This is a genomic window from Planosporangium thailandense (genome assembly GCF_011947195.1).
In the GTDB taxonomy this organism is placed as follows: Bacteria; Actinomycetota; Actinomycetes; order Mycobacteriales; family Micromonosporaceae; genus Planosporangium; species Planosporangium thailandense.
In genome coordinates this window covers 1-26,755 of the sequence record NZ_JAATVY010000007.1, presented here as the reverse complement: position 1 = coordinate 26,755, position 26,755 = coordinate 1, and the positions used below count along the sequence as shown (strand labels likewise).

At 72.2% G+C, this 26,755-nt stretch carries 25 protein-coding genes and 1 pseudogene; 15 read left to right on the top strand and 11 right to left on the bottom strand.

The window, feature by feature from the left end; genetic code table 11:
* Positions 1 to 35 precede the first annotated feature (35 nt).
* On the bottom strand, positions 36 to 1,535 hold the full coding sequence (locus tag HC031_RS12615) for an FAD-dependent oxidoreductase (protein WP_167925460.1): 1,500 nt from the start codon (positions 1,533 to 1,535) through the stop codon (positions 36 to 38).
* A gap of 62 nt (positions 1,536 to 1,597) precedes the next feature.
* Between HC031_RS12615 and HC031_RS12610 the strand changes: the two genes are divergently transcribed.
* Positions 1,598 to 2,194 (top strand): TetR family transcriptional regulator, encoded by a 597-nt coding sequence (locus HC031_RS12610; RefSeq protein WP_167925459.1) that lies wholly within the window; start codon positions 1,598 to 1,600, stop codon positions 2,192 to 2,194.
* A 6-nt stretch (positions 2,195 to 2,200) separates the two neighbouring features.
* On the opposite strand, the gene HC031_RS12605 is transcribed toward HC031_RS12610, so the two are convergent.
* The 4 genes and pseudogenes from HC031_RS12605 to HC031_RS12590 all read right to left on the bottom strand — a co-directional run.
* Positions 2,201 to 3,019 carry an SAM-dependent methyltransferase gene (locus HC031_RS12605; protein ID WP_167925458.1) on the bottom strand — a complete coding sequence of 273 codons (819 nt, stop codon included), beginning with the start codon at positions 3,017 to 3,019 and terminating at the stop codon, positions 2,201 to 2,203.
* A gap of 89 nt (positions 3,020 to 3,108) precedes the next feature.
* Complete coding sequence (locus HC031_RS12600; RefSeq protein WP_167925457.1) at positions 3,109 to 3,999, bottom strand: carbon-nitrogen hydrolase family protein; 891 nt, start codon at positions 3,997 to 3,999, stop codon at positions 3,109 to 3,111.
* Between the two features lie 56 nt (positions 4,000 to 4,055).
* The gene (locus tag HC031_RS12595; RefSeq protein WP_167925456.1) at positions 4,056 to 4,724 is read right to left on the bottom strand and encodes an HAD family hydrolase; all 669 of its coding nucleotides are present in this window, start codon (positions 4,722 to 4,724) and stop codon (positions 4,056 to 4,058) included.
* Positions 4,725 to 4,859: 135 nt separating this feature from the next.
* Positions 4,860 to 5,630: pseudogene (locus tag HC031_RS12590) on the bottom strand (CDP-alcohol phosphatidyltransferase family protein); the annotation flags it as partial.
* 96 nt (positions 5,631 to 5,726) lie between these two features.
* On the opposite strand from HC031_RS12590, the gene HC031_RS12585 reads away from it, so the two are divergent.
* From HC031_RS12585 to HC031_RS12535, 11 genes are all read left to right on the top strand, one after another.
* Positions 5,727 to 6,731 (top strand): zinc-dependent alcohol dehydrogenase, encoded by a 1,005-nt coding sequence (locus HC031_RS12585; protein WP_167925454.1) that lies wholly within the window; start codon positions 5,727 to 5,729, stop codon positions 6,729 to 6,731.
* A 5-nt stretch (positions 6,732 to 6,736) separates the two neighbouring features.
* Positions 6,737 to 7,135, top strand: a complete 399-nt coding sequence (locus HC031_RS12580) for a 6-carboxytetrahydropterin synthase (protein WP_167925453.1) — start codon at positions 6,737 to 6,739, stop codon at positions 7,133 to 7,135.
* Positions 7,132 to 8,196: a glycosyltransferase family 4 protein gene (locus HC031_RS12575; RefSeq protein ID WP_240942432.1), complete on the top strand. Its 1,065-nt coding sequence runs from the start codon at positions 7,132 to 7,134 to the stop codon at positions 8,194 to 8,196. The genes HC031_RS12580 and HC031_RS12575 overlap by 4 nt, the downstream gene beginning before the upstream one ends.
* The gene (locus HC031_RS12570) at positions 8,193 to 9,002 is read left to right on the top strand and encodes a class I SAM-dependent methyltransferase (RefSeq protein WP_167925452.1); all 810 of its coding nucleotides are present in this window, start codon (positions 8,193 to 8,195) and stop codon (positions 9,000 to 9,002) included. The genes HC031_RS12575 and HC031_RS12570 overlap by 4 nt, the downstream gene beginning before the upstream one ends.
* Positions 9,003 to 9,141: 139 nt before the next feature.
* Positions 9,142 to 10,224, top strand: coding sequence for a lysylphosphatidylglycerol synthase transmembrane domain-containing protein (locus tag HC031_RS12565; RefSeq protein WP_167925451.1), 1,083 nt, complete (start codon positions 9,142 to 9,144; stop codon positions 10,222 to 10,224).
* A gap of 5 nt (positions 10,225 to 10,229) precedes the next feature.
* Complete coding sequence (locus HC031_RS12560) at positions 10,230 to 10,889, top strand: GTP cyclohydrolase II (RefSeq protein ID WP_338090641.1); 660 nt, start codon at positions 10,230 to 10,232, stop codon at positions 10,887 to 10,889.
* A 104-nt stretch (positions 10,890 to 10,993) separates the two neighbouring features.
* Entirely contained in the window at positions 10,994 to 12,712 is a 1,719-nt protein-coding gene (locus tag HC031_RS12555; RefSeq protein WP_240942431.1) for an alkaline phosphatase family protein, read from the top strand.
* Positions 12,713 to 12,805: 93 nt separating this feature from the next.
* Positions 12,806 to 13,615 (top strand): alpha/beta fold hydrolase, encoded by an 810-nt coding sequence (locus HC031_RS12550; RefSeq protein WP_338090627.1) that lies wholly within the window; start codon positions 12,806 to 12,808, stop codon positions 13,613 to 13,615.
* Complete coding sequence (locus HC031_RS12545) at positions 13,612 to 16,224, top strand: SpoIIE family protein phosphatase (RefSeq protein ID WP_167925449.1); 2,613 nt, start codon at positions 13,612 to 13,614, stop codon at positions 16,222 to 16,224. Before HC031_RS12550 ends, HC031_RS12545 begins: the two co-directional genes overlap by 4 nt.
* Entirely contained in the window at positions 16,221 to 16,568 is a 348-nt protein-coding gene (locus HC031_RS12540) for an STAS domain-containing protein (RefSeq protein WP_167925448.1), read from the top strand. Before HC031_RS12545 ends, HC031_RS12540 begins: the two co-directional genes overlap by 4 nt.
* Positions 16,569 to 16,743: 175 nt before the next feature.
* Positions 16,744 to 18,870 (top strand): spermine/spermidine synthase domain-containing protein, encoded by a 2,127-nt coding sequence (locus HC031_RS12535; protein ID WP_205862662.1) that lies wholly within the window; start codon positions 16,744 to 16,746, stop codon positions 18,868 to 18,870.
* A 9-nt stretch (positions 18,871 to 18,879) separates the two neighbouring features.
* Here the strand turns inward: HC031_RS12535 and HC031_RS12530 are convergent, their stop codons facing one another.
* The 3 genes from HC031_RS12530 to HC031_RS12520 all read right to left on the bottom strand — a co-directional run bounded on the left by HC031_RS12530 (position 18,880) and on the right by HC031_RS12520 (position 21,767).
* Positions 18,880 to 19,515 (bottom strand): hypothetical protein, encoded by a 636-nt coding sequence (locus HC031_RS12530; protein ID WP_167925447.1) that lies wholly within the window; start codon positions 19,513 to 19,515, stop codon positions 18,880 to 18,882.
* A gap of 67 nt (positions 19,516 to 19,582) precedes the next feature.
* The gene (locus HC031_RS12525) at positions 19,583 to 21,100 is read right to left on the bottom strand and encodes a sensor histidine kinase (RefSeq protein WP_167925446.1); all 1,518 of its coding nucleotides are present in this window, start codon (positions 21,098 to 21,100) and stop codon (positions 19,583 to 19,585) included.
* The gene (locus HC031_RS12520) at positions 21,093 to 21,767 is read right to left on the bottom strand and encodes a response regulator transcription factor (RefSeq protein ID WP_167925445.1); all 675 of its coding nucleotides are present in this window, start codon (positions 21,765 to 21,767) and stop codon (positions 21,093 to 21,095) included. The genes HC031_RS12525 and HC031_RS12520 overlap by 8 nt, the downstream gene beginning before the upstream one ends.
* Positions 21,768 to 21,860: 93 nt before the next feature.
* On the opposite strand from HC031_RS12520, the gene HC031_RS12515 reads away from it, so the two are divergent.
* Together HC031_RS12515 and HC031_RS12510 are read left to right on the top strand one after the other, a co-directional pair.
* Positions 21,861 to 23,285: a DUF2079 domain-containing protein gene (locus HC031_RS12515; protein WP_167925444.1), complete on the top strand. Its 1,425-nt coding sequence runs from the start codon at positions 21,861 to 21,863 to the stop codon at positions 23,283 to 23,285.
* 53 nt (positions 23,286 to 23,338) lie between these two features.
* Positions 23,339 to 23,764, top strand: coding sequence for a GatB/YqeY domain-containing protein (locus HC031_RS12510; RefSeq protein WP_167925443.1), 426 nt, complete (start codon positions 23,339 to 23,341; stop codon positions 23,762 to 23,764).
* On the opposite strand, the gene HC031_RS12505 is transcribed toward HC031_RS12510, so the two are convergent.
* On the bottom strand, positions 23,737 to 24,447 hold the full coding sequence (locus tag HC031_RS12505) for a hypothetical protein (RefSeq protein ID WP_167925442.1): 711 nt from the start codon (positions 24,445 to 24,447) through the stop codon (positions 23,737 to 23,739). The two genes, HC031_RS12510 and HC031_RS12505, sit on opposite strands and share 28 nt — an antisense overlap.
* A gap of 181 nt (positions 24,448 to 24,628) precedes the next feature.
* Between HC031_RS12505 and HC031_RS12500 the strand changes: the two genes are divergently transcribed.
* Entirely contained in the window at positions 24,629 to 25,528 is a 900-nt protein-coding gene (locus HC031_RS12500) for a PfkB family carbohydrate kinase (RefSeq protein ID WP_167925441.1), read from the top strand.
* Here the strand turns inward: HC031_RS12500 and rnhA are convergent.
* The gene (gene rnhA, locus HC031_RS12495; RefSeq protein ID WP_338090626.1) at positions 25,525 to 25,983 is read right to left on the bottom strand and encodes a ribonuclease HI; all 459 of its coding nucleotides are present in this window, start codon (positions 25,981 to 25,983) and stop codon (positions 25,525 to 25,527) included. The genes HC031_RS12500 and rnhA overlap by 4 nt on opposite strands.
* Before the next feature lie 120 nt (positions 25,984 to 26,103).
* Complete coding sequence (locus tag HC031_RS12490; protein WP_167925439.1) at positions 26,104 to 26,685, bottom strand: gluconokinase; 582 nt, start codon at positions 26,683 to 26,685, stop codon at positions 26,104 to 26,106.
* Positions 26,686 to 26,755 lie beyond the last annotated feature (70 nt).

The window sequence follows — 26,755 nt, the reverse complement described above, 5'->3', positions numbered from 1 at the left end:
TTCTCATCAGCCGTTCGAGCGGGTTCCGAACGCCTTCACAGGGAGCGGAGGTACTCGCCAACGCTTCCCGACTCCGTTGGGTCGGCGACCAGCCCGATGTGTCCGTCCGGGCGGACGAGGATCAGAGCGTCGGCGCCATAAGCGTGTGCCACGTGCCCGTCGTCGTCCAGGAGGCCGCCTGGCCCGACAAGGTAGGGCTTGACGATGTCGGTTTCGACGTCGCCGAGCGCCGGGGCGCAGCGTTCGCCGAGGCCGAGCAGGGTGAAGTGCGGCCCACGGAAGAGATCGAAGAGGCGAGTTGGCGTGCCGGTGGCGGCGTCGCGCAGCGGCGCGTCCGGCGCCCGGTCGCCCGGTCGAGGTCCGGTGGGTCGGCTGGTGCCTTGGCGGGAGAGCCGGCTCCACGGGTACCGGAGCATGAGCTGTGTGAGTTCGGGCGTGGCCACGGCGTCCACGCCGCCGCCCTTTTCCTTGATTGCGTCGAGGACGACGCCCAGCCGTTCCGAGGTGATATCGAGTAGCCAACTCGCAATCGGCAGTCGTTCCTCTTCGTACGTGTCGAGCAAGCTCGGCGTGGCGTTGTCGGTGAGCACGAGGCCCAGCTTCCAGCCGAGGTTGTAGGCGTCCTGGACCCCGCTGTTCATGCCGAGGCCACCCGCGATCGGGTGTACGTGCGCGGCGTCTCCGGCGAGGAATACCCGGCCCACCCGGAGTTGGTCGACCATGCGGACGTTGACCCGGTAGGTCGAGCGCCACGCCAGACTGTGCAGTCGCACGCCCGGAATGCCGGCGACCCGGTCGAAGGTCTGCTGGAATCGTTCCAGGGTCGGTTCGAGCGGCGAACCGTCCTGGTCGAGTTCAGGTGACGCCTGGACCTGGAAGGCGTTGGTGCCGGGGAGCGGACACAGCATGATTGCGCCGTCGCCGGTGAACCACTGGTGCCAGGCGTCGCGGCCGAGCCCGTCGACCTCGACATCGCCGACGGCCATGAGCTGGACGTCCGGCGTCTGGCCGCGCAAACTCAGGCCGAGCGCCTTGCGGACGGTACTGTGGCCGCCGTCACAGCCGACCAGGTATCGCGCCTGGATCCGAGCTTCGCCGATCGTGGCGGTCACGCCGTCGGCGTGTTGGCTGAAGCCGCGCAGTTCGGCGCCCAGTTCGACGGCGACGCCGAAGTCGGCCAGCCGCTCGCGCAGGATCTGCTCCACCCGCCACTGGGGGATCATCAGGCCGGTCGGGTACGGGATGTCGGGCGTAGGCACCCGTCCCGCCTCGGGGTCGATCTCGGCGACCACCTCCGCACCCTGGTACTTGCGATGCGGCAGGTGGGTGATCCCGGAAGCCAGCATTCGGTCGACCACCGCGAGGTCGTCGAACACTTCAAGGCTGCGTGGGCTCAGTCCCTTGCCGCGCGAACCACCCGGAAACTCCTGTGCCCGATCGACGATGCGCACTGCGACGCCGCGCCGGGCAAGATCACACGCGAGCGTCAGGCCGGTCGGGCCGGCACCAATCACGAGGACGTCTGTCTGAGTCACGCTCTCATCAAAGCATTACCGGGTTAAAAAAGCGACCCGGTCATTAATGTTACGCTGAACAGGTGATCGAGCCGACGGGGCTGCGGGCCCGCAAGAAGGCGCGAACCCGTGACGCCATCGCCGACGCGGCGATCTCGCTGTTCCTGGCGCACGGCTTCGATCAGGTCTCGGTCAACGACATCGCCGCGGCGGCCGAGGTCTCCAAGCCGACCCTCTTTCGGTACTTCGCGACCAAGGAGGACCTGGTGCTGCACCGATTCGCGGATCACAACGGTGAGGCCGCGCGCGTCGTGCGTGACCGCCAGCCCGGCGTCTCGCCGGTGACGGCGCTGCACCGGCACTTCCGCGCCGGTCTCGATCGTTACGAGCCCGTCACCGGCCTCAACGATCATCCCGAGGTGGTGGCGTTTCATCGGCTGGTATTCACCACACCGAGCCTGGCGGGACGGCTCACGCGGTACCTGCTCGAGGACGAGGAGGCACTGGCGGGCGCCCTCGGCCCGGGCATCGAGGCACGACTGCGGGCCGCTCAGGTACTCGCGGTCCAGCGGGTACTCGCCCGGACAAACTGGCAAAAGATCGCCGACGGGCGAACCGCCCGCGACGTCCACCCCGAGGCTGTCGCCGACGCCGACCAGGCATTCGCTCAACTGCGGTAACGCCCGCTACGGCAGCCGCGCCACCCCGACGTACCCGGGGAACCGGTCGGCGTCGGCGGGAACAGCCTCAACAGGAGCATCGTCGGTCGCGTGCCACAGGGGCACGCGGACCACGCCCGGCGGCACCAGTTCCCAGCCGTCGAAGAACTCCGCAACCTGCTGCTGAGATCGGGCGATGACCGCGTTGCCCGACCGCGCGTACACACCGCGTGCGCTCGCCTGCCCGGCCGGGGCCGCGCCGTCGTCGGTGGAGTGGGCGACCACCAGATAGCTGCCGGGCGCGACGGCGTCACGCAACTGCCGGACGATCTGTGTCGGCTGGTCGCTGTCCGGCACGAAGTGCAGCACGGCGACCAGTAGCACCGCGACAGGCCGGGTGACGTCGAGCAGGCCGCGTACCTGGGGGTTGTTGAGGATCTGCAGCGGGTGCCGCAGGTCGGCCTCGAGGGCGATCGCCCGGGGGTCGGCCCCCAGGATCGCGCGGGAGTGCGCGACGGCGATCGGGTCGTTGTCGACATAGACCACGCGGGCCGCGGGGTTGACCTGCCGCGCGACCTCGTGGACATTGCCGACCGTCGGGATTCCCGAGCCCAGGTCGAGGAACTGGTCGACGCCGGCTTCCACGAGGAACCGCACCGCGCGGCGCAGGAACGACCTGCCCTCCCGCAGTACGAAAGGCAGCTCCGGCATGTGCGCGATGGCCTGGTCGGCGACCTCCCGATCGACCTGGAAGTTGTGACTGCCGCCGAGCATGTAGTCGTACATGCGCGACGAGGCCGGCCTCAGGATGTCGACGCCGGTCGGCGCCCATGTCGGTCGATCCACGATCCGTACCTCCCGTGGTCGCGGCCAAAATTCGGTCGCGCCCAAATTCAGTCGCGGCCAACTACACTCGTCGCGATCACATTACGTTGTCATCCGTCGATGGCGGTCGGTAGCTCGCCGCGCAGCGCCCGATAGGTGTCGGGACGCCGGTCGCGCACGAGGAAGGGGCCCTGCAGCGCGGTCCGGGCGGCCGCCATGCCGGCGAAGATGTCGACGTCCGCGTAGACGAGGCCGACGGAGTCGGTGCCCGTGGTGGCGAGGACCCGCCCGGTCGGGTCGATGATCTGGCTCAAGCCGAAGAACTCGAACCCGCCCAGCTCACCGATGAAGTTGGAGGAGACGAACCAGCGGCCGTTCTCCATGGCCCGGACGCGCTCGAACGCGTCGTACTGGCGGACCCAGAAGTTGTCCATGCCCTCGCCGTGGCCCGGCATGATCGGCCAGGCGGTCGACATCACGAAGATGTCCGCACCGCGCAGCGCGAGTTCCCGGCACGACTCCGGGAACGACTTGTCGTAGCAGATCAGCATGCCGACGCGCCCGAACGGCGTGTCGTAGACGGGCCAGTCGTTACCGGGCCGCCACACCATCTGCTCCGGGATGGTGACGTGGACCTTCCGGAAGGTGCCGATCAGGCCCTGCGGGCCGGTCAGGACCATGGTGTTGTACACGATTCCTGGCCGCGCGCCGGCCTCGGTGAGCCCGTACACCACGTGGATGCGCCGGTCGACGGCTCTCGCGGCGATCGCCTCCACGCTCGGCCCGCCCGGCACCGGCTCGGCCGCGCCGAACGCCTGCTTGAGGGCGGGCTCCGGGTCGCCGACGCTGAAGTTCGGCGGGTAGCCCTGCAGGCTCGTCTCCGGGAACACCACGAGGTCGGCGCCGTTGTCGGCGGCTTCGTCGATGTACGACAGGTGCAGTTCGAGGTTCCTGGCGACGTCGTAGCTCGGGGGAAAGGCGCAGGTCGCGATCTTGGTCATGCGGGCTCTCCGGGCTCGGTAGCGATCTTGCCTGTGAACCTACCCGCAAACCGCCGTCAGATCAGGGACAGGACATGCCCGAGTCCACGCGGGCCGGTGCGCGCCGGGGGTGGCAGCAGGAAGACGTACATCCCGGCGGCGACCGCGCCGGAGTCGGTGAGCGGATTGTCCCCGACCATGAGCGACCGTTCCGGACGCACCTGAAGGTCGTCACAGGCTATGCGGAACGGCTTGGTGTCGGGCTTGCAGACACCGCACTGAAACGACATCACGACGGTGTCCAACAGCGGCGACAGCCCCAACAGGTCCATCGCCGGGCGCAGGTCGAAGCCGGTGTCACTGACGACGCCCACCCGCAGGCCCCGGTCGCGCAGGGCCCGCAGCGTCACCAGGGTGTCCGGGAACGCCTCCCACGACTGCGCGCTGACGGTGAGCCGGTACAGCTCCTCGCTCAGCCCGGGCGCCAGCCGCTCGCAGCCTGCCTCGTCGTACAGCGCGATCCACACCTCGCGGTGCCGGGCGTTCGACAGGTCACGCCCTTTGGCCAGTTCCGCGGGCTTGCTGCTGCGGTCGAGCACCCGGCGCCACACGTGCGTGACCTCGTCCGGATCGAGCGGGTCGGCTCCGAGGTTGACCGCGGCCCGGTGCAGGAGTTTCTCGCCGCTGCCGGACAGCCGGATCAGCGTGTCGCCGGCGTCGAACAGGACGGCGTCGAACTCGCTCATGTCGATCACTCCTTGACCGGGGTCGGTCGTGACCAGAAAGCGTCGTGACCAGAAAGCGTCGTGACCAGGCGGCTATGCCGCGCGTCCCACGGCGCGGTGCTCCGTCGGCCGCGCTCCGGTCCGGTCCGCGAGCCTCGGCGTCGGCCCGGTCCACAACGATCGGGCGGCGTGACGGTGGGCGGGCCGGACCGTACGGTGCCGCCACAGCCACGCGACGTCGCGGCCGAAGGATTCGACGAGCAGGGCCAACGAGGCCACCAGGACGGCGGCCGTGACCGGCCGGGGCAGCGCGTCGGCCGCCGCCACGACGAGAACGACGCCCTGGGTCGCCGCGACGACCTTGCGCCAGTAGCGCGGCGGCAACGTCCCCCGCATCCACGGCAGTACCCAGCTCGCCGCGACGAAGGCGTACCGCATCGCACCGATCGACAGGACCCAGGCGCCCATCGAAGGCGTGACGTACGCGCCGAGCACCAGGAGGAGGAACGCGTCGATCTCCATGTCGAAGCGCGCGCCGAGCGCGGAGACCGTACCGGTGCGCCGCGCGACCCGGCCGTCGACCGCGTCGAGCACGAGCGCCACGGCGGCGAGGGCGACCAGCATTCCGACCGGGGCCTGCCGGACGATGGAGCCCGTCGTCAGGGAGTCCGCCATCACGGAGTCCGCCGTCAACGCCGCGACGCCGCCGACGAGAGTGGCCCGGGTCAGCGTGACCCGGTCGGCCGGTCCGAGCGCGCCGGCGCCGGCCCGGGACAGGCCGCGGGTGAGCGCGGCGCAGACGACCAGACCGTACCCGACGCCGGTCAGCCATCCGGTGGCGCCGAGACCGACGGTCATGGCCAGGGCTGTCAGCAGACCAACCTGGGCAATCAACCCGATAACGGGACCTGTTCGAACCGCGCGCACGGTGCCTCCGTGAGTAGGGGGGTGCGACTTGATCGGGAACACGCAAGAATCGGCCGTCCGGTTCAAGCGAGACAGCGTGGGTGAGGAGGACGCCCCATGACGCGTGAGGCCCGCGCCTTCTGGCTCCGGGCGCCCGGCGAGGGTGAGCTCCGGCCGGCTACGGTACCCGAGCCCGGTCCGGACGAGGTCCTCGTGCGCACCCGGTACTCCGGCGTCAGCCGGGGCACCGAGACGCTGGTCTTCGCCGGCCGCGTACCCGCCAGCCAGTACGCCGCGATGCGCGCGCCGTTCCAGGAGGGCGACTTCCCCGGACCGGTGAAGTACGGCTACCTTAGCGTCGGTGTGGTTACGGACGGTAACCAGGGGCTGCTCGGGCGTACCGTCTTCTGCCTGTACCCTCACCAGACCATGTACGTCGTCCCGGCCGACGCGGTGATTCCGGTACCCGACGGTGTTCCGCCGGCGCGGGCCGTACTTGCCGGTACGGTGGAGACGGCCGTCAATGCCCTGTGGGACGCCGCGCCGCTCGTCGGCGATCGGGTCACGGTCGTCGGCGCCGGTATGGTGGGTTGCAGCGTCGCGGCCCTGGCCGCCCGGTTCCCCGGCGTGCGGGTCCAGCTGGTCGACGCCGACCCGGCCCGGGCCGGCGTCGCCGAGGCGCTGGGCGTGGAGTTCGCCCTGCCAGGGGAGGCCGCCCCCGGTCGCGACCTCGTCGTGCACGCGAGCGCGACCTCGGCCGGGCTGCAGCGCGCGCTGGAGCTGCTCGCGCCGGAGGGTACGGTCATCGAACTGAGCTGGTACGGCGACCGCGAGGTCAGTCTCTCGCTCGGCGGGTCGTTCCACTCCGGACGGCTGACCATCCGCAGCAGCCAGGTCGGTACCGTCTCGCCGGCCCGGCGGGGGAGTCGTACGTTCTCCGACCGGTTGGCGCTCGCGTGCGAGCTGCTGCGCGACCCGGTGTTCGACGCCCTCATCACCGGCGAGTCCCGCTTCGACGAGCTACCGCAGGTGCTCGCCCGGATGACCGCGGGGGAGCTGACCGGGCTGTGCCACCTCATCACCTACAACGGAACCTACGACGCAACCTTCGACGGAGATTGATCTGCGTGTTCAGCGTGACCGTCCGTGATCACATCATGATCGCCCACAGTTTCCGCGGCGAGGTCTTCGGGCCCGCGCAGCGCCTGCACGGCGCGACGTTCGTGGTCGACGCCACGTTCCGGCGCGCCGAGCTCGACGCCGACAACCTCGTCGTCGACATCGGTCGGGCCGCGAGCGAGCTGCACGACGTCCTGAGCCAGCTCAACTACCGCAACCTCGACGACGAGCCCGCGTTCGCCAGTATGAACACCTCGACCGAGGCGCTGGCGAAGGTGATCGCCGACCGCCTCGCCGACCGGGTGCACGCGGGCGCGCTGGGTGAAGGCGCCCGGGGACTGTCCGGCATCGCCGTCACCCTCCACGAGTCGCACATCGCCTGGGCCAGCTACGAACGGGCGCTATGACCACGGGCGCTATGACCACGCCCGCCATGAGGGAGCTGCACGTCGTCCTGCCGAACGACATCGACGATCCGGCGACCCCGAGCGGCGGCAACACCTACGACCGCCGGGTCTGCCAGGGGCTGGCCGCGCTGGGATGGGCGGTACGCGAACACGCCGTGGCCGGCGCCTGGCCCCGACCGAGCGACGCGGAACGCGCCGGCCTGGCCCGCGTACTCGCCGGGCTACCCGACGGCGCGGTCGTCCTGCTCGACGGTCTGGTCGCCTCGTGCGCCCCGGACGTGCTGGTGCCCGCGGCGCGCCGGCTGTCGCTGGTCGTTCTCGTGCATCTGCCGCTCGGCGACGAGTCCGAGGCCGACGCGCTGTCGGCCGCGCGCGCGGTCGTCACCACGAGCCACTGGACGAAGGCCCGACTGCGGGAGGCGTACGGGCTGCCCGCCGACCGGGTACACGTCGCCACGCCCGGAGTGGACCCCGCGCCGCCGGTGCCCGGTTCGGACGCCGGCACCCGGCTGCTGTGCGTCGCCGCCGTCACCCCGCACAAGGGCCACGACGTGTTGGCCGACGCCCTCGCCAAGGTCGCGGACCTGACCTGGAGCTGTGTGTGCGTCGGCGCGCTGAGCCGCGACCCCGGCTTCGTCGCGCGGCTCCGGCGCCGGCTCGACGGCTACGGTCTGGCCGACCGGGTGCGCCTGGTCGGTCCGCGTACCGGGAGCGATCTCGACGCCGCGTACGCCGCCGCCGATCTGCTGGTGCTGGCGTCGCGCGGCGAGACGTACGGCATGGTGGTCACCGAGGCGCTCGCGCGCGGTATCCCGGCACTCGCGACCGCCGCGAACGGCCTGCCCGAGGCCGTGGGCCGCGCGCCGGACGGCAGCACGCCGGGCATCCTCGTCGAGCCCGCCGCCCCGGGGGCGTTGGCGGACGCCCTGCGCCGCTGGCTCACCGAGCCCGACCTGCGCGGCCACCTGCGACGCTCCGCCCTCGCCCGCCGAGCCACGTTGACCGGCTGGGCGGTCACCGCCGTGCGCATCTCGAACGTCCTGAACGGAGCATCCACATGACCCGCGCATTCGCCGACTGGCTCGCGCTCCGGGAGGCGGCCGACGCCGCCGCCCGCGCGCCGGAGCTCGTCGAACACTTGCGCCCTCACCTGGCGTCCGCGCCCCGGCCGGTCATCCATGACCTGGGCAGCGGCACCGGTTCGATGGCGCGCTGGCTGGCCCCACGTTTGCCCGGCCCGCAGCACTGGGTCCTGTACGACCGGGATGCCGACCTGCTTGCGCGCGCCACCGCGGATCCGATCCGCGCGGCGGACGGTACGCCGGTCACGGTCGAGACGCGGGAACGCGACATCACCCGGCTGACCACCGAGGATCTGCGTGGCGTCTCCCTGATCACCGCCTCCGCGCTGCTGGACATGCTGACCGCCGACGAGGTCGAGCGGGTCGTGACGACGTGCGCCGAAGCCGGCTGCCCGACCCTGCTGACGATCTCGGTGATCGGGCGGGTCGAGCTGACGCCGGCCGATCCGCTCGACGCGGCCGTCGCCGCGGCTTTCAACGCCCACCAGCGCCGGACGACAGGCGGCCGCACGCTACTCGGGCCCGACGCCGTCGGGGCGTGCGCCGATGCGTTCCGCCGGCGCGGCGTGCCGGTCGCGATCCGGTCCAGCCCGTGGCGGCTCGGCGTGGATCAGGCCGACCTGACGGCCGAGTGGTTCCGAGGCTGGCTCGGCGCGGCCTGCGAACAGCAGCCGGAGCTGGCCGGGGAGGCGGAGGCGTACGCGTCCCGCCGGCTGGCGGAGATCGCCGAAGGCCGGCTCGGCGCGGTGGTACACCACCACGACCTTCTCGCCGGGTGTCCGTGACGTTGGGCGCCCGATCCGTCGACGCCGTCGTCCGCGAACCCCGGTTGGCTGTGAGAACCGCGTTGTCCGTGAATCCAGTTGTCCCTGAACCCCGTTGTCCGTGAACCCGCGACCCCGGCGGTGCGTGTCTGGCAGACAGATGCCGTTCGAAGGAGGCCAGTTGCACAGCGTATCGGCACCCACGCCGGTGGCCCTGCCCGCGCCACGGCCGGCCGTCCGCCCGACCCGGTCGTTACGGGCCTGGGCCCGACCGCTCTGGGCCTGGGCCCGGCCGGTCGCCGGAGCGGCCATCGTCGCGCTTCTGCTGTGGCGACTGGGCACCGGACCGTTCCTGGCGGGGCTGCGCGTCATCGACGCCGGCGCGCTCGCCGCGGCGCTCGCCATCGGCGCGGTGACCACGGTGTGCTGCGGCTGGCGGTGGAGCCTGGTCGCCCGCGGGCTCGGGGTACGGCTGCCGTTGCGTACCGCCGTGGCCCACTGCTACCGGTCGGTGTTCCTCAACGCGACGCTCCCCGGCGGTGTGCTCGGCGACGTCCATCGCGCCGTGGACCACGGGCGCAACGTCGGCGACGTCGGCCGTGGCGTCCGGGCGGTGGTGTGGGAACGCTCCGCCGGGCAGATCGTCCAGGCCGCGATGGCGTTCATCGTGCTGCTGGTGTTCCCGTCGCCGGTGCGGCGGTACATGCCGGCCGTGGCCGCCGCGGCCGTGGCGGTGGGCCTCGGTGCCGTCCTCGTGGCCCGGGCGCTGCCGAGCAGTGGACTCTCCCGGTGGGCACGGGCGCTGCGCACCTCGAAGGCCGACATCCGCGACGCGCTGCTCGCCCCCCGCCGCTGGCCGGGCATCGTGGTCGCGTCCGTCGTGGTCGTCTGCGGTCACCTGGCGACGTTCGTGGTCGCGGCGCACACCGCCGGCTCAGGCGCGCCGCTGTCCCGGCTGGTACCGCTGACGTTGCTGGCGCTGCTCGCCATGGGGCTGCCCCTGAACGTCGGGGGCTGGGGGCCGCGCGAGGGCGTGGCCGCCTGGGCCTTCGGCGCCGCCGGACTGACCGTCGCGCAGGGACTCGCGACCGCCGTGGTGTACGGGGCACTGGTGCTCGTCTCGAGCCTCCCCGGCGCCTGCGTACTGGTGCTGCCGCGGATCAGCCGGATGTGGCGGATGTGGCGTGGCGGAGGTGGCGTGGTGGCCGGGTGGAAAGCACCGTCTGAAGAAGGAGACCGATGAACGAGATACTGCCGGTGGCGACGATCCGGACGCAGGTGACCGTACCGTTGCGATTCCCCGACGGGTACGCCACGACGGCGCGCGTGTTCTCCTTCGACGGGCTGGTGGACGGCCGGGAACATCTCGCGTTCGGGCTGGGGGACCGGTCCGGTTCGCCGGACGGGTACCCGGCGGGAGGATCCGCGCCGCTGGTACGTCCGCACAGCGAATGCCTGACCGGGGACGTGTTCGGCAGTCAGCGGTGCGACTGCGGTCCGCAACTGCGGGAGGCGGTCGAACGGATCAGCGCCGCCGGCGGGTTCCTGCTGTACCTGCGCCAGGAGGGTCGAGGCATCGGCCTTTACGCCAAGCTCGACGCGTACGCGCTGCAGGACGCCGGGCTCGACACCTACGAAGCGAACCTCGCGCTCGGCCGCGACGAGGACGAGCGTGACTACGCCGCCGCCGCGCAGATGCTCGCCGCCCTCGGCGTGGAGCGCTGCGCTCTGCTGACCAACAACCCGGACAAGGAAGAGCAGCTCACCAGGCTCGGGCTGACCGTGACCGAACGGGTGCCGACCGGCGTGTACCTGTCCCCGGTCAACGCGGGCTACCTGGCGGCGAAGGTCAGCCGGGCCGCCCACGGACTCGACCTTCCGTTCGTCTGCCGGCAGGCGGGGACGTAACCGGAACCCGGAACGGCGGGGACCACAGTGACCAAGGCGCACCACAGTGACCAACCAGCGCGCGTGACCAGCCAGCCCGCAACCTCACGGAGGAGGATCGTCGGTTGTCGACCCAGGAAACTCAGGACCCGACGCCCGCGGCGAGCGACCCGGGTCCGGAAACCACCGCCGGTGCCCGGCGGCGCCCGATCGCGTCCCGGGTGACCACCGTCCTCGCCGGCCTGCTCGTGTTCGGCGCGCTCATCCTTCCTGACCAGCTCGGCAGCCTCAGACCGGCGGCGCTCGTACAGATCCCGCTGGAAGGGCTCGTCGTCGTCGCCCTCCTCCTTCTCCTGCCGGCGCGGGCGGGGCGCGTCGTCGCGGTGGTCGCCGGGCTCCTCCTCGGTCTGCTGACCATCCTGAAACTTCTCGACATGGGCTTCTACGAGGCTCTCGGCCGGGCGTTCGACCCGGTGATCGACTCGAAGCTGCTCCGCGACGCCGTGAACACCCTCGGCAAGTCGATCGGACAGGCCGGAGCGATCGCCGCCGCGGCCGCCGTGGTGGTCGTCGCCGCCGCCATGTTCGTCTTCCTGACGTTGTCGATGCTGCGCCTGACCCGCCTCGCGGCCGGGCACCGGGCCACGACCGGCCGCACCGTCGCGGCGCTCGCGGTCGCCTGGCTCGCCTGTGCCCTGCTCGGCGCGCAGCTCGTCCCGGGCGTGCCGGTAGCCGCCGCGAGCGGCGCCGCCGTCGCCTACGACAGCGCCCGCCTGGCGCACGCGAGCCTGAACGATCCGAAGGTGTTCGCCGGGCAGCTCGCGCACGACGCCTTCCGTGACACCCCGGGCGACCAGCTGCTGACCGCGCTGCGCGGCAAGGATGTCGTCGTCCCCATCATCGAAAGCTACGGCCGTTCCGCGATCGAGGATCCGGCGCTCGCGTCGATCGTCGACCCGGTACTCGACAACGGCACGCGCGACCTGACCGCCGCCGGGTTCAGCGCGCGCAGCGCGTTCGTGACCTCACCGACGTACGGCGGTGGCAGCTGGCTCGCCCACTCCACGCTCCAGTCCGGCCTGTGGATCAACACCGAGCAGCGCTACAGCCAGCTCGTGTCGAGCAACCGGCTGACGCTCGCCGGCGCCTTCCACCGCGCGAACTGGCGGACGGTCAGCGTCATGCCGGGTACCGCCGGAACATGGCCGGAGGGCGCCTTCTACCACTACGACCAGGTGTACGCCGCCCAGAACCTCGACTACCACGGTCCGGCCTTCACCCTCGGCACCATGCCCGACCAGTACACGTTGTCGGCGTTCCAGCGGCTCGAGTACGGCAAACCGAACCGCGACCCGTTGTTCGTGGAGATGCCGCTCACCTCGAGCCATGCGCCCTGGGCGCCCGTACCGCATATGATCGACTGGACCGCCGTCGGTGACGGCTCGGTCTACGGCCCCATGGCCAAGGAAGGCCCCCAGCCGGCGTACGTGTGGCGCGACCCCGGCCGGATCAAGACCGCGTACGCCACCTCCATCGCGTACTCGCTGAGCGCCCTCATCTCGTGGGTCAAGAACTACGGCGACGACAACCTCGTGCTCGTCTTCTTCGGCGACCACCAGCCGGCGGTCGTCACCGGCGAGTTCGCCAGCCGGGACACACCCATCACGATCGTCGCCAAGGATCCCGCCGTGCTGGACCGGATCTCCGGATGGGGCTGGCAGGACGGCCTGAAGCCCGGTCCGCAGGCCCCGGTCTGGCGGATGGACACCTTCCGCGACCGGTTCCTGACCGCGTTCGGGCCGCAGACCCAGGCCGGTCGGGCACTGTCCGTACCGGCCCGATGACCGACTGACGACGGACCGGAGCTGTCGGAGGTGCCGCAGATCCCCCATTCCTTGCCCAAACGCCGTCCAGATACGAGAACGTATTGTGGGTCCGTGACAGCCGTAGCGAGGAACTGCGTGACCGAGACCGGCCGCGCCGACGGGTCGCCGATGATGTTCGCTCACGGCTACGGCTGCGACCAGAACATGTGGCGATTCGTCGCGCCCGAGTTCACCGATACCCACCGGGTCGTCCTGTTCGACCACGTCGGGTACGGGCGGTCGGACCTCGCCGCGTACTCCACCGACCGCTACGCGTCGCTGGACGCCTACGCCTCCGACGTGCTCGACATCGTGCACGAGCTCGACCTGTGGGACGTCACCTTCGTCGGGCACTCGGTCAGCTCCATGATCGGCGTGCTCGCGGCCCTGCGGGAGCCCGACCGCTTCGCCAACCTGGTCCTCGTCGGCCCGTCACCCCGCTACATCGACGATCCGGCGGACGGGTACGTGGGGGGCTTCACCCGGGCGGAGATCGACGAACTGCTCGACTCGGTGGACAGCAACTACCTCGGCTGGTCCCGCGCGATCGCTCCGGTGATCATGGCGAACGCCGACCGGCCGGAGCTGGCCGAGGAGCTGACCAACAGCTTCTGTCGCACCGATCCGGTCGTCGCCCGGCAGTTCGCCCAGCTCACCTTCACCTCCGACAACCGCGCGGACCTGGCGAAGGTCGCCGTCCCCACGCTGATCCTGCAGTGCTCGGACGATGTGATCGCCCCGATGTCCGTCGGTGAGTACGTGCACGGTCAGATACCCGGCAGCGAACTGGTCGTGCTGAACGCCACCGGGCACTGCCCCAACCTGAGCGCTCCAGTTGAGACAGTCGCGGCGATCAAGGCTTATCTTCGGGCGCCCCGATGACCGCTGAGCCCGCCCGGGGCGCCAGCGGTCCGTTGGAGGAGAGTGCCGAGGAGCTGTACGAGAACGCCCCGTGCGGCTACCTGTCGACCGATCCCGACGGCGTCATCGTCAAGATCAACCGTACCCTCCTGGACTGGCTCGGGTACGACCGTGCCGACCTGGTCGGCCGGCGCACGTACCAGAGCCTGCTCAGCGTCGGTGGCCGGATCTACTACGAGACCCACTACGGGCCGTTGCTACGCATGCAGGGTGAGGTCCGCGAGATCGCGCTCGAGCTGCTGCGGCGCGACGGCTCCCGGATACCCGCCCTGGTCAACTCGGTCGCACGGGCCGACGCGGCCGGTGCGATCGCGGGTATCCGGACGATGGTCTTCGAGGCCAGTTCACGCCGCACGTACGAGCGTGAGCTGCTCGCCGCCCAGCGCTTCGCGGAGCGCTCCGCGCAACGGCTGTCCGTGCTGCACGGGCTGGTGTCGGACTTCGCGGCGGCCCTGACCCCGGAGGACGTGGGCGAGGTGCTGGTGCGCGGCGTGCGCCAGGCGGTACGGGCGGTCGGCGGCGCGGTGTGGCTGCTCGCCGACGACGACGCCACGCTGGTCCGGGTCAACCATGCCGGGGCGGCGCACCACCCGCTGCTGCTGCGCGCCCCGCTCGATGCCGATCTACCCCATGCGGCGGCGGTCCGCGGCAACGAGCTCATCCAGCTCGCCTCGGTCGAGGCGGCGCGGCGGCGGTTCCCCGGGTTCGCGGAGATCCTGGCCGACATCGGTCGGGACCGGGCGCTGTTCGTGCCGCTCGCGGTGGGGGAGCGGGCCATCGGCGTGGTGGGCCTGTCGTTCGACGACACCGGCGAGGTCGACGACGACGATCTGCCGATGCTGCGTACCCTCGGCCACCAGGCCGGACAGGCGCTGGAGCGGGCGCAGCTGCATGCCGAGGCCGTCGTTCGACGGCGGCAGGCCGAGTTTTTCGCCGCCCTCAGCCGTCATCTGGATGAGGCGCCCGGGCTGCGGCAACGTGCCGACCGGCTGGTGGCCCGGCTCGTGCCGGAGATCGCCCGCTGGGCGAGGGTCGAGGTACTGGTCGACCGCCGGCTGACCCGGCTGGCCAGTGCGAGCCTCCCGGTCGCCGACGAGGCTTCCGCCGCTTCCGCCGCTTCCGCCGCTTCCGCCGCTTCCGCCGCTTCCGCCGCTTCCGCCGAGGATGCTCCTGACGCTTCCGCGGGTGCGGTGCCGGGTCAGCACGTCGCGACGGCGCTCGCCACGGGCGCACCTCAGGTGGCCACGACCGACGTCGACGGGACCGGTCCGGCCGTGGAGGTGGCGCTTCCGCTACGGGCGAGCGGCCGGGTCACCGGCGTGCTCGTCATGGGGCTCGACGGGTCCCGAGACGTGCGCGGCCGCCTGGGTTTCCTCGGCGAGCTGGCCGAGTCGGCCGGCCTCGCGCTGGAGAACGGCCGGCTGTACGACCAGGAGCGGGAGAACGCGCACACGCTCCAGCGCGGCCTGCTCGCCGGGGAGCCGCTGCACGACCCGCGGGTCGCCGTCACCACCTTCTACCGGGCGGCCGGCGACGGCCTGGAGGTCGGCGGCGACTGGTACGACGCGTTCCCGATCGGTCCCCACAAGGTCGCCCTGGTGGTCGGTGACGTCGTCGGCCGGGGCATCCGGGCCGCCAGCGCGATGGGCCAGCTGCGCAGCGCGATCCGGGCTCTCGCGGCGACCGGCCTCAACCCGGCGGCCCTCCTGGAGCGGCTCGACCGGTTCGTCGACCGGTTCGACGTCGGCCGCGTGTCGACCGTCGTCTACGGCGAGCTGGACCTCACCTCCGGCCACCTGCGGTTCGCCTGCGCCGGGCACCTGCCGCCGCTGGTGCTCGAACCGGACGGCGACCGGCGGTTCCTGTGGGGCGGTCGCTCGGGTGCGCTGGCCGCCCACGCCGGTATCAGATCGCGGGCCGAGGACGCGGTGCGGCTGCGGCCCGGGTCGCGGCTGCTGCTGTACACCGATGGGCTGGTCGAACGCCGCGACGCGGGGCTCGAGGAGCAGATGACGCGCCTGGCGCGGGAGGCCGGGCGGCGGCGCCGGGCTCCGCTCACCGCGATGCTTCCCGATCTCGTCGACGCGCTGGTCGAGGCGGACCAGTACGACGACGTGTGCCTGCTGTGCGTGCGGTTCGGCGTCGAGCCGCGGTTCGAGCGGGAACTGCCGGCCGACGTGGCCCAGCTGAAGAGCCTGCGGGACGATTTCCGCTCGTGGCTTTCCGCGATGCCGCTCACTGCCGACGAGCGGGACGCGCTGCTGCTTGTCTGTTCGGAGGCCACCGCCAACGCCATCGAGCACGGCTACCGCGCGTGCGACGACGGAGTGGTTTCGGTGCGCGCTGAGGTGGTCGACCGGGTGCTGGAGCTGACGGTACGTGACCGGGGATCGTGGCGGCGCCCGAATCCGGAGACCGACCGCGGGCGGGGTCTGGAGCTGATCAGGTCGCTGATGGACCGGGTCTCGATCGAGCCCGGCGACTGTGCCACCGGCCTTGGCGACGGCGCCACCGAGCCCGGCACCGTGGTGACGATGCGGCGCCGGCTCACCTGGAAGGCTGCGGCGTGACCGAGGGTCAGACGGCGGTGCTGGCGGTGCCCGGCGGGTACGTGGCAAGGCTGGACGGCGACGTCGACCGCGCGGTCGTCGATGCGGTCGAGGACGAGATCGTCCGCCGGACGACGCCGACCGCCGGGTTGGTCGTCGATCTCGGTGCGGTGTCCTTTCTGGACAGCGCTGGGGTGAGCCTGCTCGACCGGCTCGTCCGCCGCCACGAGCAGGGCGGCGCGGCGGTGCTCATCGTCGCCCCGGAGGGCGGTTCGCCCCGGTTCAGCCTGCGGGTGTGCGGGTTCCGCCCCGATCTCCTGGCGAACGCCCTTCCGGAAGCGCTGGCCGCGATCGCGCCGCGCTGACCCGAAAGCGCGGGTCAGGGTTGAAGGCCCTGGTCCCGTGGTTGCTGTGGGTGTCGCCCGACGTGACAGATGTCCACTATCGCGGGGGCGGCGGGAACCGGTGAGGTCACCGGCGGTTCACCGGTGCCGTGGGCGGGGAGGTGTACCCGACGCGGGCACCGACGGAGGAGCTGCCATGCCTGAGGGTTCTGGCTGGTTGGGCAGTCTGGCGCAGCGGGCGAGCCAGGCCGGCCGCCACGTACACGCGCAGGCGGTGGCCCCCACGGTGAGCGCGCCGGCCGGGCGGGCGAGCCGGGCGCGGCTGGTCGCGCTGAGCTTCCTGATGCTGCTGGTCGAGCTGGCCCTGATCCGCTGGACCGCCTCGAACAACATCAACCTGGCGTCCCTGACGAACTTCGTCCTGCTGGCGAGCTTCCTCGGCATCGGGGTGGGCTTCCTGCGCTCAGGCGCTCGGCACGAGCTGTTCGGCTGGGCGCCGCTGGCGCTGGCCGCCCTGGTCGTATTCGTGCTGGCATTCCCGGCCAGGCTGATCGCGGTGGGATCTCCGTCGTTGCAGGGGCGGTTCGGTTGGGCGCCGCTGCCGCTGAAGATCAGCCTACCGGTGATCTTCGGCCTGACCGTGGCGGTCATGGCGGGCATCGGCCAGGGCGTGGCGCGGGTCTTCGCCCGGTTCGAGCCGCTGGAGGCCTACCGCCTGGACATCCTCGGCAGCATCTGCGGCATCGGGGTGTTCTCGGTGCTGTCGTTTCTTCGGGCGCCGCCGGTCGCGTGGGGGCTGGTCGCCGCCGTCACCTTCGCCGTGCTGCTGCCGCGCCGACCGCGCTGGCGCTTCGCCGTCGCGCTGTGCGCCTTGGGAGGCGTGGTCGTGGGCCTTGCCTCCGAGTCGGCCGCACCGAACGACCGCTGGTCGCCGTACTACAAGGTGACGGCAGAGCATCCGCCGAACGCGCCTGGTGCGCTGAAGGTGTGGGCGAACAACATCCCGCACCAGACGGCGTACCCCATCGCTCGCCTGCGCCGCAACCAGCCCTTCTACTTCTTCCCGTACCGGCACGTCGACCGCGCGTCGTTGGGCGATGTCCTGGTGATCGGGGCCGGCACCGGAAACGACGTGGCGGTGGCGCTCTCGCAGGGTGCGCGGCACGTGGACGCCGTCGAGATCGACCCGGTCCTGCTGGACCTGGGGCGTGTGCACCATCCGAACCGGCCGTACGCCGACCCGCGGGTGACCGCCCACGTCGCCGACGGGCGCGCGTTCCTGCACCGCAGCAGCCGCCGCTACGACCTGATCCTGTTCGCCCTGCCGGACTCCCTCACGCTGCTGGCCGGCCAGTCGAACCTGCGGCTGGAGAACTACCTGCTCACGGACGAGGCGTTGCGCGAGGCCCGGGACCATCTCAAGCCGGCGGGCACCTTCGCCATGTACAACTACTACCAACCGTTCCTGCTGGACCGGTACGCCGGGACGCTCAGGACGGTGTACGGGGCGACCCCGTGCGCGGAGCTCGGTTCCACGCTGGCTGAGCGGCGCCAAGCGGTCCTCACCGTCGCCAACACCGGGCCCGTCCGTGGCTGCGCAAGCCCCTGGCACGGCCGGCGCCTGGAGCCCGCCACCGACGACCACCCGTTCCCGTACCTGGCCACCCGCCAGATCCCCGAGCTGTACCTGCGGATCCTCGGGCTCGTGCTCATCGCGTCGGTCGTCGTCGTCCGGGTGGCCGGCGGGCCGCTGCGCGGCCTGGCCAGGTACACCGACCTGGCATTCATGGGCGCGGCTTTCATGCTGCTGGAGACCAAGAGCATCGTGCAGTACGCGCTGCTGTTCGGCTCGACCTGGTTCGTCAACTCACTGGTGTTCGCCGGTGTGCTGGTCAGTGTCCTGGCCGCGGTCGAAGTCGCCCGGCGGGTCCGCCTGCCCGGGCCCGCGGTGCTGTACGCGTGCCTGCTGGGCGCGCTGGCCGTCGCCTGGCTGGTGCCGCAGTACGCGCTGCTGCGGTTGCCGGCGCTGCCGAGGTTCGGCGTCGCCACCATCCTGGCGTTCACGCCGATCTTCCTGGCCAATCTGGTCTTCGCCCAGCGGTTCAGGGACGTCGGTTCGTCGACGACGGCGTTCGCCGCGAACCTGCTGGGCGCGATGGTCGGCGGCGTGCTGGAGTACACGGCGATGATCACCGGGTACCGGTTCCTGCTCGTCGTCGTCGCGATCCTGTACGGGCTGGCGTTCGTCACCGGGCGTCGGCACCTGACCGGACGCGCGCCGTACCCCGCTGACCCGGTCTCGCAGGTCACCGGCGAAACGTGAGGAGCGGCGTCACCGGTCGGCGGGCCGCCAGCGCCGCGCCTCCCACCACAGGCCGGGCTTCGCCCCCTGCGATCTGAGGTGGTAGAAGTCGACCACGCTGGAGCGCGCGAGCAGCACGGCCACGGCGATGATCCCCACGATCTCGGCTACCACGGCCAGCGCGTGCGTGCTCGGGTACCAGCCGGCGAGGAGGTTACGCATCGCCCGCTGCACCTCGGCCGGTTCGCCGCCGGTCGGCTGCCCCAGGTCGTCGGGGTTGCCGGCGATGCCGACCAGCAGGGCCATCGCTCCGACCGCCCCGACGCACCAGGTGACGATGCGGGCCGGCTGGGACGGGCGCCGGACGAGGTACCCCAGCGGAGCCAGCATCAGCGCGAGGGCGGCCGCGACCGTGGTGTCGTACAGCAGACTCCACCGGATGTTGGGTACCACGCCGGGACCGTCATTCTGCGGTGCGAGCCGGGACAGCACGTCACCGGCGGCGTTGAGGTGGCGTACGGCCAGGATCGCCTGTCCGGCGTCGATCGCGGCGACGGCCGCGCAGGCGACCAGGAGCCTGGACGCGGACCGGACCGCGCGCGGCGGGTCTTCGTTGCGGTCGAGGCCGTCGTCCAGGCCGTCGTCGAGGCTTTCGTCGAACGGCATGGCGGCTCCTTCACCCTGCGGTGGCCACCCCGGTCGTGGTCATCGCCGATCCGGATCGTATCGATAATCATGTGGGGCCGGGTATCCCCCGAGGCGGTGGCGGGTTGGGCAGTCGGGCCACGAAGCACGCGCCGCCGAGCGCGGCGTCGACCACGGCCAGCGAGCCGCCGTGGCGCACACAGATGTCCCGGCTGATCGCCAGGCCCAGCCCGGTGCCCCCGGCACTGCGGGTGCGGGCGTCGTCCAGGCGGGTGAACGGCTGGAAGACCCGCTCCCGGTCGGCGGGCGCGACGCCGGCGCCGTCGTCGGCGACCGCCAGCACCAGGCACGGCTCGTCGGCGTCTTCGTGTACCGACACCTCGATCGCGCGCCGCGCGTGGCGTTCGGCGTTGTCGAGCAGGTTGCTCAGCAGCCGGTCGAGCTGGACCGGGTCGCCGAGGACCACCGCGCTCGCAGGGGCGTCACAGGTGACCGTCAGCCGCCGCAGGCGGCCCCGGTCGACGACGCGTTCCCGGGCCAGGGCGGCCAGGTCGACCGGGGTGGCCCGGGGCGGGGTCCGCACGGCCTCGAGCCGAGCCAGCAGGAGCAGGTCGTCGGCGAGCCGGCCCAGCCGGCGGACCTCCGCGATGGCCTCCCGGAACACCGCCGGGTGGTCGGCCCGGTCGGGATGGGCCGCGGCGACTTCCAGGATGGCGTGCACGCCGCCGATGGGGCTGCGCAGCTCGTGGGCGGCGTCGGCGATGAACCGCCGCTGCCGCCGGGCGGCCTCGGCGAGCCGGTCGAGGGTGTCGTTGAACGTGACGGCCAGCCGGGAGATGGCGTCGTCGGAGCCGGGCACGGACAGCCGCCGGTCGAGGGCGTTCGCGGTGAACTCGGCCGCCTGGGCGCGCATGCGCTCGACCGGTCGCAGGGCGCGGTCGGTGGCCAGCCAGGCCGTCGCGGCGACGAGCAGCACCGCCGCGGGCACGCCGGGGATGAGCAGCCGGTCGATCGCGGCCACCGCCCGTTCGGCGTCGAACGGCGTGACGAACACGTAGAGCCGGACGGGCGAGGCGACGAGCGCCCGTGCGGTGTACCCGAGCTGCTGGAGCTGGCGGGGAGTGTCGAGGTCCATGTCGAGATACAGGACGGGGTAGGCGCGGTTGGCGAACCGGACGCCCATCTCCGGCGGGAACGCGCCCACGTGCACCGTGGTCCGGCGGATCCCGTGCTCGGTCACCGGCCCCGGCGGTGGCGCCGGCAGCAGGGACCGGTCCTGGCTGATCATGCCGAGGCCCTCGCCGACGCCGAAGACCCGGCCGTCGGCGCTGACCGTCACGTACGCCGAGGACGGCCCGTCCGGGCTGAACGACACGAAGACGGTGAGGTTGTCGGGATCGACGTACGGCGTGCCGACCAGCGTGGTCTGCATGCTGTAGAGCACCCGCCGCGCGCTCTGCTCGGTGGCGCGCATGCGTTCGGTGTACACCACGTGACGCAGCCAGAAGGCGGCGCCCAGGCACAGCACCGTGGCGGCCAGCCCCGCGGCGAACCCGGCCCGGGCACGTACGGAGCGGGGCAGCAACCGCCGTACCGCGCTACGCATCGAAGTCCTCCAGGCGGTACCCGACGCCCCGTACAGTGTGGATGGTCCGTACCCCGAACGGCGCGTCGACCTTGCGGCGGACGGCGCTCACGTACACCTCCACGAGGTTGACGTCGCGGGCGTAGTGCAGGTCCCAGACCTGGTCGAGGATCTCGGTCTTGGCGACCACCTCGCCGGCCCGGCGCATCAGGCATTCGAGCACGTCGAACTCCTTCGGGGTCAGGTCGACCGGCCGGCCGGCCCGCTCACACGTGCGCGTGGCCGGATCGAGGACCAGGTCGCCGACGCGCAACACCGGCGGCGCGCCGCCACCGCGCCGGAGCAGGGCCCGCAGTCGCGCGACCAGCACCACGTACGAGAACGGCTTGCGCAGGTAGTCGTCGGCGCCGGTGTCCAGCGCCTCCGCCTCGTCGTACTCGCCGTCCTTGGCGGTCAGCATGAGCACCGGTGTCGCGTCGCCGGTCCGGCGCAGCTCGGCGCAGACCCGGTAACCGTTGAGGCCGGGCAGCATGAGATCCAGCACGATCGCGGCGTACCGCTGTTGTGCCGCACTCGCCAGCGCGGAATGTCCATCGTGGACCACGTCGACGGTGAACGAGTGGGCCTGCAGACCTCGGCGGATCGCCTCGGCCATGCGCCGCTCGTCTTCCACCAGCAGGATCCGCATCCAGGCCAGCGTGCCACAGCGGGTCGAGCGCACCTGAAGTGATCTTCAGGAGGTTCAGGGCCGCCTCAGCGCCCGGCTGTCATGGTGCTCGCCATGGATTCGCTCACCGAGTCATCGACGACGACGCCGGAACCCGCGCCGGTACGACCGGGCGTGGCCGCCCGGTGGCGCGCCGCGACCACGGTGCCGTACCTGCTGGCCGCGGCGCTGTTCGCCGGGTACACCAGTTTCGCCCTGCGCAAGCACGAGCTGATCCGGTCCACCGGCTACGACCTGGGCATCTTCGAACAGGCGGTACGCGGCTACGCCCACGGGCACGCCCCGGTCGCCGAGCTGAAGGGCCCCGGCTTCAACCTGCTCGGTGACCACTTCCATCCGATCCTGATGCTCCTCGCCCCGCTGTACCGGCTCGTGCCGGGGCCACAGACGCTGCTCGTGGCGCAGGCCGCGCTGTTCGCCGTCGCCGCGATCCCGATCACCCGGGCGGCCGTGCGGGTACTGGGTGTCGCGGGCGGCGCCTGCGTCGGCCTGGCGTACGGGCTGTCGTGGGGCGTCCAGGAGGCGGTCACCTTCGACTTCCACGAGATCTGCTTCGCGGTGCCGCTGCTGGCGTTCTGCCTGGAAAACCTGCTGCGCCGCCGGTGGGTCGCCGCGGTCGGGTGGGCACTGCCGCTGGTCGCGGTCAAGGAGGACCTTCCGCTCACTGTCGCCGCGATCGGTGGGTACCTCCTGCTGCGCGGCCAGCGCCGGCTCGGGGCGTGGACGGTGGCGTTCGGCCTCGCCTCGGCCGTGCTGATCGTCGGGGTCGTGCTGCCGGCGCTCAACCCCGCGCACCGGTACGCGTACTGGCAGGCGTTCGACGCCGGCGACGCGGTGCCCGGCGCGCGGTCGGTCCAGGCCGGTACGGTCCTGGCGTTGCTCGCGGTGGGGCTGTTCGTCGCCGCGCGGTCACCGCTGATCCTGCTGGCCGTGCCGACGCTGGCCTGGCGGTTCCTGTCCGACAACCCCAGCTACTGGGGGACGCTGTACCACTACAACGCCGTACCCATGGTGATCGTCTTCGCCGCGTTCGTCGATGCCGTCGGCGGCCGGCGGGCGCTTGACCGGATCGGCGTGCCGGATCGGGTTGCGGCCCGGCTCCGCGGCGCCGCCGCGGTGGGCTGCCTGGTCGTGGCGTTCGCGTACGTTCCGAGCCGGCCGTTGTGGGAGCTGACCGACCCGGCGTTCTGGCGCCCCGATCCTCGCGTGGTGGCGGCGCGCGCACTGCTGAGCCGCATCCCGGACGGCGCCCCGGTCGCCGCGACCAACCGGTTGAGCGCGCAGCTCACCGCTCGCTGCCGGGTCCGGCTCTTTCCACCGGCCGGCACCCCGGTGACGGCGTCCTGGGTGATGGCGGACACGGCCGTCACCGACTGGCCGTACGCGGCGACCGCCGTCGCGGCCGAGGTCGCCACCCTGCGCGCCGCCGGTTACCGCACCGTGGCCGAGTCGGACGGCTTCGTCCTGCTCCACCGGTGACGATCCGTGAATATCGGTCGATGGACACGCAACGTGCCGGTACCGTCGCGGCCATGTCCAGCACGCCGTCCAGCACGCCGTCCAGCACGTCTGGCACCGGCCGACCCGACCCCGCGGTACCGCTGCGTCAGCGGCTGCGGGAAGCCCTTCCCGCCGCGATGAAGGCCCGCGACCGCGTGGCGGTGACGGCGCTGCGGTCGGCGCTGGCGGCGGTCGACAACGCCGAGGCGGTCGACGGGGTGGTGTCCGGTCCCGGATCGCTGGCGATCGAGCAGACGCCCGTCGGGGTCGGCGCGGCCGAGGTCGCGCGCCGGGCGCTGACGGAGGCGCAGGTGGAGCGCATCGTTCGCGCCGAGGCGGCGGAGCGGGTAGCCGCCGCACGCGAGTACGAGGACGCCGGCCGGCCGGAGCGTGCCGAGCAGTTGCGGCGGGAGGCCGCGGTGCTGTCGGATTACCTGACGGGTTCCACTTTGGAGTGACCGTGGTGCCGGAACGGCCGCTCCGGCAGCGTCCGCCAGGCGTCACCGGCGTGCACGACGACGACCGCGAGGCCGGCCGCGATCGCGGCGGTCGCGGCCAGCGCGCCGGCGCGGCGCCACCGGCCGGGTACGGCCTGCCGCGGCGCCGTGGGCGGCAGCAGGGTCAGGCGCAGCGCCGGGAGCAGCCGGCACAGCGTGTGCAGTCCGGTCACGACGCCCCAGCCGACGAACGCGGCTTTGTGGAGGGTGAGGACGTCCAGCGGGAACCCGAGCACGCTGCCCAGCGACGCCTGCCCGGCCCGCGGACCGGTGACGATCAGGGCCAGGCCGGAGCCCAGGAGGGCGAGGGTGCCGAAGACGACGAGCGGTCCGAGCACCCGTAGCAGCAGCGGGGGCGGTCCGGACTCGCGGTAGGGCCGGTCGCCGGTGTAGTACCGCGCGATGCGCCAGCCCGTACTCACGGTCTTGAGCAGCGCGGGCGGCACGAGCAGCGCGCCGATCGCGAGGTGCCAGCTGATCAGCCCGCGTACGTCGAGAAGGGTCACCAGTTCGGCGAGGAACAGGGTCAGCAGGGCGAGCCCGGTCCACGCGGTCAGCCGGGCGTTGCCCGCCGGGCCGCCGCCGGCCAGTACGGCGTCGGCCCGGCGTTGGCGACCGGTGGCCTCGGCGAGAGTGTCGGCCAACGTCCCGGCGGTGATCGTGCGCAGACGGCGCGGTGCCCCGTTCAGAGCCTTCTCCCGCCTCTCTGAAGGTAGGACATGCGCACGCTCCTGATCTGCGGCCGGTGCTGGAACCCGCAGGCTACTACGTCTTGTAGTGTTTCCGGGTGCGAGGTGGCGGCGCGCCGTGTGCCACGCTGGCCCGATGACGCCACCCCGGGCCGTGTTCGCCGGGCTCTGCACGTTCGACGTGATCCAACTGGTCGAGCGGGTGCCCGCCGCCAACGAGAAGACCACCGCCGTCGAGCAGGTGGTGGCGGCCGGCGGACCAGCCGCCAACGCGGCCGCCACGTTCGCCCACCTCGGCGGTTCGGCCACACTGGTCACCGGGGTCGGCGACCATCCGCTCGCCGCCGGGGTCAAGGCCGACCTCGACGCCCTCGGCGTCCGGTTGGTCGACCTGGCGGCCGGCGTTCAGCTGCCGCCGGCGGTATCGAGCGTGCTGGTCACCGCCGGTACCGGGGCCCGGTCGGTCGTGTCCCGCAACGCGCTGGGTCAGCGCCTGCGGCCGCCGGACGCCCTCGCCGATCTCGTCGGCGACGCCGACGTGGTGCTCGTCGACGGCCACCATCCCGAACTCGCCGGCGCGACGCTCGCCGCGGCCGGCGACCGGCCGGCGATCCTCGACGGTGGAAGCTGGAAGCCGCACCTGCCCGACCTGTTCCCGTTGGTGGATGTGGCGATCTGCTCGGCGGATCTGCGGGCGCCGTCCGGCGAACCGGCCCTGGAACTACTGCGGAACCGGGGCGTGCCCTGGGTCGCGGTCACCGACGGCGCCGAGCCGGTGCGCTGGGTCGGCCCCGCGCCGGCGGGACAGGCCTCGGCGGGACAGGCCTCGGCGGGACAGGTCGAGGTTCCGGCCGTCGACGTGGTCGACACCACCGGGGCCGGCGACGTGTTCCACGGCGCTTTCGCGTACGCGCTGGCGACGGCCGGCCGGCTCGACGAGACGACGTTCGTGGCGGCGCTGGGCCGCGCCGCGGAGACCGCTGCCGCGTCGTGCCGGACCTTCGGTACCCGCGACTGGATGCGCCCGGCTGGCTAGCGCCCCCGGGACTCGGCGAGACCGCGGGCGGCCAGCCGGTCGGCGCGTTCGTTCTCAGGGTGCCCGGCGTGGCCCTTGACCCAGTACCACTGCACCTGGTGGCGGCTGGCCGCGGCGTCCAGCCGCTGCCACAGGTCGACGTTCTTCACCGGCTGCTTGGCGCTGGTCTGCCAGCCGTTGCTCTTCCACCGCGGCAGCCATTTCATGATGCCGTCGCGCACGTACGTGCTGTCGGTGTGCAGGCGGACCACCGCCGGGCGGGTCAGGCTCTCCAGCGCCTGGATGGGGGCCATCAGCTCCATCCGGTTGTTGGTCGTCGCCGGCTCCCCGCCGCACAGCTCCTTCTCGTGGGCGCCGTAGCGCAGCAGCGCTCCCCAGCCGCCCGGCCCGGGATTGCCGCTGCACGCCCCGTCGGTGTAAATGTCCACGGCCCGTCCGGCCGCCGCGTCTGCCACGTACCGCACCCTACCGACCCGGGGCGGTCCGGCCGGTCGGGCGCGACCCGCGTCGGACGTGAGGTCGGCTACGGCCTGCATGACAGGACGGGCGCCCCACTGCGGCGGGTGCCTGTCCTCTCAGCCGTGCTGACCCGGTGGTTCGCCTCGGCGGCAGGGCAGCCCGAGCTTGCTGACGGCCGCGGACACGAGCTCGGCCGGCGTCAACGAGGCGTCGAGCACCAGGCCGGACTCGTCGGCCTGCAGCGGCTCGAGGATCGCGACCTGGGAGTCGAGCAGGCTGGCCGGCATGTAGTGCCCGGCCCGGGTCGCCAGCCGCTCGCGGATCACCTCGACGGGCCCGTCGAGGTGGACGAACTCCGTGTCCGGCGCCCCCAGCCGGAGCACGTCCCGGTAGGACCGCTTCAGCGCCGAACAGGCCAGCACCGTCGACACCCCCTCCCCGGCGCGGGCGGCCATCCAAGTGGCCAGCGCGCGCAGCCAGGGCCAGCGGTCGGCGTCGTCGAGGGGCACACCGGCGCGCATCATGGCCACGTTGTCCGCGGAGTGGAACTCGTCCGCCTCGGCGAAGGCCAGGGCGGTCAGCCTGCCTATCTCTTTGGCAACGGTGGTCTTACCGGACCCGGACACCCCCATCACGACGATGTGCCGGGTCGGGGTCGCACCACGCCGGTTGGTGGCGGCGCGGCCGTCACCAGTCATGGACGGTTCCGTCCTTGAGGCGGTTGAACGGCAGGTAGGCGGCCACGTAGGGGAACCGGGCGGCGGCCTT